Source organism: Streptomyces laculatispora (assembly GCF_017353455.1).
GTDB lineage: Bacteria > Actinomycetota > Actinomycetes > Streptomycetales > Streptomycetaceae > Streptomyces > Streptomyces laculatispora.
In genome coordinates this window covers 1-8,203 of sequence record NZ_JAFMPZ010000109.1, presented here as the reverse complement: position 1 = coordinate 8,203, position 8,203 = coordinate 1, and the positions used below count along the sequence as shown (strand labels likewise).

Below are 8,203 nucleotides of genomic sequence, written 5' to 3'. Positions count from 1 at the left end.
CAGGAGGGCCGCGGACGGCGGGACGGTGCGGGGAGGTGGAACGAGCGCGTCCGCGGTGCGCACCACTCTCGCGAGGGCTGCGGCGACCGTCAAGACTTGTGACTGAGAGCGCTCTCAAAAATCGAAGGTCTTCACAACTCGACGCTCAGAGCCGCTACTTGGCGTATCCGTCCACCCCGTATCCGGCCACCGTGATCAACATCTGAACACGGAACCGCTGCTGGCTTCCGCGCCTCCCACGTGGACCTACTTGGACTTACGCAGAGCGGTTGTTGGACTGGAGAGGCCCTGGGAGCCGTACGTCGTTGACGGTGTCCGGACACGGCGACTACTCAGAGCACATGTCGCCAAGATTCACTACGGCGGGCGCTGCTGCCGCCGCCTCAGCCGCCGTCCTGGCTCTGGTGGGGACCGCCCTCCCCGCCTCAGCCACCGCCCCCGCGCCCGCCGCGGCCGAATCGGCCGTCCCGGCAGGCGCCGTCATCGGGTCCGCTCAGCTCGCCGTCGCCGTCGCGGACGACTTCCCGCGCGTGCTGACGTACACCGACCGGGCCTCCGGGAACCAGCTGTCCGGCAGCACCCGGCCGGTCACCGCCGTCACCCTCAACGGCACCGCACACCCGGTGCAGCTGAAGGGCGCGCCCCAGATCACCAAGTCGGCCGCCCGCTACACGCTGGTCTTCGCCGACCTGCCCGGAGTCGAGATCGACGCCTCGCTGTCGGTCTCCGGACGCGCCACCACCTTCAAGGTGACCGCCGTCCGCGACACCGCGGCGTTCCGGGTCGGCACGATCGACATCCCCGGACATGACCTGGTCTCCGTCGCCAGCACGGACACCGGTGCCGCGACCGCCTTCACCCGGCTGGACCCCGACTCGACGAAGACCGCGGACGTCTTCGCGAAGGTCACCGACTCCACCAAGGCCGACGCCGCACCGCTCGGCGCCACCTACGCGATCCTCAACACCGGATCGCTGGCGGCCGCCGTCGAGTCCAACTCCTCGTACGACAAGCCCGCCGGCGCCACCGGCGGCGACGACGCCCGCTTCTGGCACCAGGCCCGCAAGGCCGACGACGGCTCCACCCGGGTCGGCGTCTGGTCCGGCCAGTGGACCTACCGCGGCGACGGCGCGCCCAAGCCCGAGAGCGGCGACAACCTGCCCTGGGCGAAGGTCGTCGTCACGCCCGACGCCAACGGCGACAAGACCGTCGACTGGCAGGACGGCGCCGTCGCCTTCCGCTCCATCGGCGTGGTCGCACCGGGCAGCAAGGACACCGCGGACCGGGTCATCACCCACATTCCGTTCAACTTCGCCAGCCAGGCCACCCACCCCTTCCTGCGCACCCTCGACGACGTCAAGCGGATCTCCCTCTCCACGGACGGCCTCGGGCAGCTGGCGCTGCTCAAGGGGTACGCCTCCGAGGGCCACGACTCCGCCCACCCCGACTACGGCGGCAACTACAACAAGCGCGCCGGCGGGCTGAAGGACCTCAACGAGCTGCTGAAGGACGGCAAGAAGTGGGGCGCGACCTTCGGCGTCCACGTCAACGCCACCGAGGCCTACCCGGAGGCGAAGGCCTTCGACGAGAAGCTCGTCGACAAGTCCAGGCCCGGCTGGAACTGGCTGAACCAGAGCTACTACATCGACCAGCGCCGCGACATCAACAGCGGCGACCTGGCCAAGCGCTTCCAGCAGCTGCGGGACGAGACCAACAGCAACCTCAGCATGCTGTACATCGACGTCTACTACTCGCACGGCTGGATCGCCGACAAGACCCTCCAGTCCATCCAGAAGCAGGGCTGGAACGTCTCCAGCGAGTGGGCCGACAAGTTCGAGCGCGGCTCGCTCTGGTCGCACTGGGCCAATGACCTCGACTACGGCGGCGCCACCAACAAGGGCCTCAACTCGCAGATCATCCGGTTCATCCGCAACGACGAGAAGGACGTCTGGAACAACGACCCGGTCCTCGGCCAGAGCGCCATCGACGAGTTCGAGGGCTGGACCGGCGAGACCGACTGGAACGCCTTCTACGACAACATCTGGCAGCGCAACCTGCCCGCCAAGTACCTCCAGCAGCAGAAGATCACCCGCTGGGACGGCAACGACATCGCCTTCACCGGCGGGGTGAGCGGCACGGTCGAGGACGGGAAGCGGACCTTCTACGACCACGGCCGCAAGGTGCTCAGCGGCACCGACTACCTGCTGCCGTGGGACGGCGGCAAGAAGCTGTACCACTACAGCAAGACCGGCGGCACGAGCAGCTGGGCGGTGCCCTCCAAGGGCACGTACACCGTCTACAAGCTCACCGACAACGGCCGGGTCAAGACCGGCACGGTCCGCCCCGTGGACGGGAAGATCACGCTGAAGGCCGAGGCCGGGCAGCCGTACGTCCTCTACCCGGACAAGGCGCCGACGGCCGCCGACGCCAAGTGGGGCCAGGGCACCCCGGTCCAGGACCCCGGCTTCAACGACAACCAGCTGACCGCCTGGTCGAGGACCGGCACCGCCGTCCGCGACACCGACGACCAGGGCCGCAACAGTGCCGCGCTGTCCGGCACCGGCACCGCCGCGCTCTCGCAGCGCATCGGCGGACTGAAGCCCGGCACCCGCTACACCGCCTCCGCCCTCATCGAGGTCCAGCCCGGCAAGACCCGCCGCGCCACCCTGTCGGCCGGCGGGAAGTCCGTGACCGTGGACCGCTCCACCGCCAAGGACCAGGTGGCCGCGTCCGACTGGCACGGTACGTACTTCCAGCGGGCCAAGGTGAACTTCACCGCTCCCGCGGGCGGGCACACCACGCTGCGCGTCGAAGCCGCCGAGGGCAGTGCGGCGACCGTCCGCGCCGATGACGTCCGCGTCGTCGCCAACGCTCCGGCGACCAGGAAGAACACCGTCGTCCACGAGGACTTCGAGGACGTCGACCAGGGCTGGGGCCCCTTCCTCAAGGGCGACGCGGGCGGCTCCACCGACCCCCGCACCAGCATCTCCCAGCTGCACGCCCCGTACACCCAGGCAGGCTGGAACGGAAAGCTCGTCGACGACGTGCTCGGCGGCAAGGAGTCCCTCAAGGCCCACGAGGAGAACACCGGCCTCGTCTACCGGACCGCCCCCTGGACCGTGCCGATGGCCGACGGCCACCGCTACAAGGTCGAGTACGACTACCAGTCCAGCCACGCCGGCGCCTACGAGTGGGTCGACGGCTACGACCGGATCACCGCGGACGGCAAGCCCGGCTCGGTGACCACCCGGACCACCGCGATCGGCGCCCAGCACACCACCGGCCACTTCACCGAGACCGTCGCGGCGGGCTGCGGCGACACCTGGACCGGGCTGCGCAAGCGCGGCGACGCCCCCGAGGGCGCCGACTTCGTCCTCGACGGCTTCACCGTGACCGACCTCGGCAAGGCCCCCGACGGTGAGCAGGCCGCCTGCGGCACGCTCACCGTCGAACCGGCCGCGGAGACCCTGGAGCCGGGCACGGCCAACGTGGTGAAGGCGAGCTTCACCAACTACGAGGCCACCGACGTCACCGGGGTCTCGGTGGGCCTGACCGTCCCCGAGGGCTGGAAGGCCGAGCCCGCGGGCGCCATCACCTTCGACTCGGTCGCGGCCGGTGCGAAGGTCACCGCAAGCTGGCAGGTCACCCCGCCGGTGGACGCCGAGTACCAGGCGTACCAGCTGAGTTCCGAGGCCGGCTACACCGTGGGCGGCGCCCGGCGCACCCTCGGCGCGCAGACCTCGGTGCGGACCCTGCCGCCGCCGCCCACCACGGACAGCTGGGCCAGTGACCTGGACTGGACGGCCTCCGAGAACGGCTGGGGACCGGTCGAGCGCGACCTCTCCAACGGCGAGACCGGAACCGGCGACGGCACCCCGCTGACCATCGGCGGCACCGTCTACACCAAGGGCCTCGGCAGCCACGCACCCGCGAAGGTCCGCTACTACCTGGGCGGGAAGTGCACCTCGTTCACCGCCGAGGTCGGCGTGGACGACGTGCAGAAGAGCGCGGGCAGCGTGCAGTTCTCCGTGACGGCGGACGGCACGGAGAAGGTGAAGTCGCCGGTCGTCAAGGCCGCCGACACCGCCTGGTCGCTGACGGCTGACGTCACCGGCGCGAAGTACGTCGAGCTGGTCGTCGGTGACGGCGGCGACGGCAACGGCAACGACCACGCCGACTGGGGGAACGCCCGCTTCCACTGCGGCGGCTGACCTTCGGCACACGTGAAGGGGGCGGGGCCGATGACGGCCCCGCCCCCTTCACGTCGTCGCGGGCGCGTGCTAGACCAACCACCGCCCGGTCTGAACCACTTGGATCCCGGAGGTACTCCCGTGTCACTTCTGCCCGCCTGGTCGCGCCGAGCCTTTCTCGCCACCGGCAGCGTCACCGCACTGGGTCTGGCACTCGCCCCCGCGGCCCGCGCGGCCGAGGACGAGTTCGAGACGCTCCGGCTGCGCTGGAACGACCTCTCGCTCGGCACCGGCTACGACCCCGCTACCGAGCCCTACGCCTCCCGGCTCGCCGGGACCGGCGAACTCGCCGCCGGATTCCGCTCGGCCATGGCCCCCGCCGCCGGCTCGCTCTGGCCCGGGCACACCTTCGACCCGCCGTCCGGCATCACCTGGAGCTACTCCCGGCTGTGGACGATGACCCAGGCGTACGCCCAGCAGGGCACCGGCCACACCGGGGACGCGGGGCTGCTCGCCGACATCGTCCGCGGACTCGACCACCTCTCCGCGACGGTCTACAACCCCTCCACGGCCCGGTACGGGAACTGGTGGGAATGGCAGATCGGCAGCCCGCGCCTGCTCATGGACATCGTCTCGGTGCTGCGCCCGCACCTCGGCGAGGAGCGCGTCCTGGCCGCCTGCGCCGCCGTCGACCACTTCATCCCCGACACCATGCTCACCGACTACAGCGGCACCTCGACCGGCGCCAACCGGGTCGACCTGTGCCGCTCCGTCGCGCTGCGCGGCATCCTCGGCCGCGACGCCGCCAGGACGGCGCTCGCCCGCGACGCCCTCTCGCCCGTCTTCCCGTACGTGACCGGGGGCGACGGCCTCTACGCCGACGGCTCGTTCGTCCAGCACACCTGGATCGCCTACTCGGGCACGTACGGCCAGGTCATGCTCGACGGCCTCGGCCGGCTCTTCGCCCTGCTGGCCGGATCGACCTGGGAGGTCACCGACCCCGGCCGGCAGATCATCCTGGACAGCGTCGAACACGCCTACGCACCGCTCATCCATGACGGCCTGATGATGGACAGCGTCAACGGCCGGGCCATCAGCCGCGGACTCCTCAAGAGCGACGAACTCCAGGTCATGCGCAGCGACCACTTCCACGGCCAGGCACTGATCGCGGCCGTCGCCCTCCTCGCCGGCGGTGCCTCCGACGCCGAGCGGGACCGGTGGCACGGCATGATCAAGGGCTGGATCGAACGCGATACGACCAGTCCGGTCCTCACCGCCCCGCAGTTCGGTGTCGCCGACCTCTCCCGGCTGCACGCGGCCGCCGCCGCCCCGGTCCCCGCCGCGCCCGAACCCGTCGGCCACACGCTGTTCGCCGCCATGGACCGGGCCGTGCACCGGCGCCCCGGGTGGGTCGCCAGCCTCTCCATGGCGTCGGAGCGGATCAGCTCCTACGAGTGCGGCAACGGCGAGAATCCGCGCGGCTGGCACACCGGAGCCGGAATGCTCTACTGGTGGCAGGGCCGGGACGGCGCAGGCCAGTACACCGACTGGTTCTGGCCCACCGTCGACTGGTACCGGCTGCCCGGCACCACCGTCTCCACCAAGCGGCTCGCCGACCGGGAGGGCGGCGAGTGGGGTGAACCCCGGCCGGACGTGCGATGGGTCGGGGGCGCGCACGACGGCGAGTTCGCCGCCGTCGGGCAGCACGTCAAGGGCCTCGGCTCCACCCTGGAGGCGCGTAAGTCCTGGTTCTGCGCCGCCGACGCGGTCATCTGTCTCGGCGCGGGCATCACCGCCACCGACGGGATCCCCGTCGAGACGGTCCTCGACAACCGCAACCTGGGGCCGGACGAGGCCGGGCAGACCCTCACCGTCGAGGACCGCTCCCGCCCCCGCTGGGCCCATCTGGCGGGGCACGGCGGCTGGGTGCTGCCCGGCGGCGCGGCGCTGCACACCCTGCGCGAGGCCAGGACCGGCGCCTGGTCCGACATCAACACCACCAGCTCCGCCGAGCGGCGCACCCGCCACTGGCAGACCCTCTGGCTCGACCACGGCACCGACCCGGCCGACGCCGGCTACCTCTATCTGCTGATGCCCGGCGCCTCCCGGCGCACCGTCGCCGCCCGCGCCGCCGACCGGCACTGGCTGACGGTGCTCGCCAACACCGCGGCCGTGCAGGCGGTGGCCGTGCGCTCGCTCGGGCTGACCGCCGCCAACTTCTGGCAGCCCGGCGCGGCGGGGCGGCTCTCGTCGACCGGTGCGGCGAGCGTGCTCCTGCGCGAGGGCCGGGGTACCACCACGATCCGGATCAGCGGCCCCGACCGCAGCGGCAGCCCCTTCGAGGTGGTCTGGGACCGGCCGGTGCGCGAGGCCGTCCCGGCGGACCCGGGCATCGAGGTCCGCGCCACCGGCAGGCGGCTGGTGCTGGGCGTGGACCCGGGCACGGCGGGGGCCACGCTGAGGTGTGACCTCCGGTAGCCCCCTGAACCGAGAGCGGACCGGCGGCTCCGGTCGCGGTCGCCGGCCGCCCGGCCGGAGCGGCCGGGCCCGTGACATGATCAGGCGTCCGACAACCCCGGGCTGACCGGCGTGTGCGGCAGGCCACAGTGAAGCCTTGTGGAACTCCTACAAACGGCGAGGGGTGCGGGCTAGCACTTCGCCTGCATGGCGCAAGGCTTCTGTCCGGCTCCACCAGGAAACCGGTCGGGAGACTGTGCGGAGTCGACGGCAGGATTTTCTTGCTGGGCTTCGTAGGGTCGGTACATGACCGTTGTGGACGAAACCCCGGGCGAGCCGAGCGACACCCGTGGCCGTGTGGCCGAACTGCTGGCACTGCGAGAGCAGGCCCGGCGCGGACCGAGTGACCGGGCGACCGAGGCGCAGCACGCCAAGGGGAAGCTGACGGCTCGTGAGCGCATCGAGCTGCTCGTGGACCCGGACTCGTTCAGGGAGGTCGAGCAGCTGCGCCGGCACCGGGCGACCGGCTTCGGCCTGGAGGCGAAGAAGCCGTACACCGACGGTGTCATCACCGGCTGGGGCACGGTCGAGGGCCGGACCGTCTTCGTCTACGCGCACGACTTCCGGATCTTCGGCGGGGCGCTGGGCGAGGCCCACGCCACGAAGATCCACAAGATCATGGACATGGCCATCTCGGCCGGTGCCCCGCTGGTCTCCCTGAACGACGGCGCCGGCGCCCGTATCCAGGAGGGCGTCTCGGCGCTCGCCGGATACGGCGGCATCTTCCAGCGCAACACCCGCGCCTCCGGTGTCATCCCGCAGATCAGCGTGATGCTGGGCCCGTGCGCGGGCGGCGCGGCCTACAGCCCGGCCCTCACCGACTTCGTCTTCATGGTCCGCGAGACCTCGCAGATGTTCATCACCGGACCGGACGTCGTGAAGGCGGTCACCGGCGAGGAGATCACCCAGAACGGCCTCGGCGGCGCCGACGTGCACGCCGAGACCTCGGGCGTCGCGCACTTCGCGTACGACGACGAGGAGACCTGCATCGCCGAGGTCCGCTACCTGATCGGGATGCTGCCCTCGAACAACCGCGAGAACCCGCCCACGGTCGCGAGCGACGACCCGGCCGACCGGCGCGGCGACGTCCTGCTGGACCTGGTGCCGGCCGACGGCAACCGCCCGTACGACATGCACAAGGTCATCGAGGAGCTCGTCGACGACGGCGACTACCTGGAGATCCACGAGCGCTGGGCCCGTAACATCATCTGCGCGCTGGCCCGCCTCGACGGCCAGGTCGTCGGCATCGTCGCCAACCAGCCGCAGGCCCTGGCCGGTGTCCTGGACATCGAGGCGAGCGAGAAGGCCGCCAGGTTCGTCCAGATGTGTGATGCGTTCAACATCCCCATCATCACTCTTTTGGACGTACCCGGCTTCCTGCCCGGTGTGGATCAGGAGCACGGTGGAATCATCCGGCACGGGGCGAAGCTGCTCTACGCCTACTGCAACGCCACGGTGCCGAGGATCTCGTTGATCCTGCGCAAGGCCTACGGCGG

The 8,203-nt window shown here is 71.0% G+C and carries 3 protein-coding genes; all 3 read left to right on the top strand.

Translation table 11 applies throughout. The annotated features are described in order from the left end of the window. The first annotated feature begins 341 nt into the window (after positions 1 to 341). Positions 342 to 4,211, top strand: coding sequence for an endo-alpha-N-acetylgalactosaminidase family protein (locus J1C73_RS06530; RefSeq protein ID WP_207315489.1), 3,870 nt, complete (start codon positions 342 to 344; stop codon positions 4,209 to 4,211). A 129-nt stretch (positions 4,212 to 4,340) separates the two neighbouring features. Continuing rightward, positions 4,341 to 6,668 carry a polysaccharide lyase 8 family protein gene (locus J1C73_RS06525; RefSeq protein WP_242643807.1) on the top strand — a complete coding sequence of 776 codons (2,328 nt, stop codon included), beginning with the start codon at positions 4,341 to 4,343 and terminating at the stop codon, positions 6,666 to 6,668. Between the two features lie 285 nt (positions 6,669 to 6,953). Beyond that, the coding region (locus J1C73_RS06520) for an acyl-CoA carboxylase subunit beta (RefSeq protein ID WP_207315487.1) at positions 6,954 to 8,203 on the top strand (1,250 nt) is incomplete at its 3' end.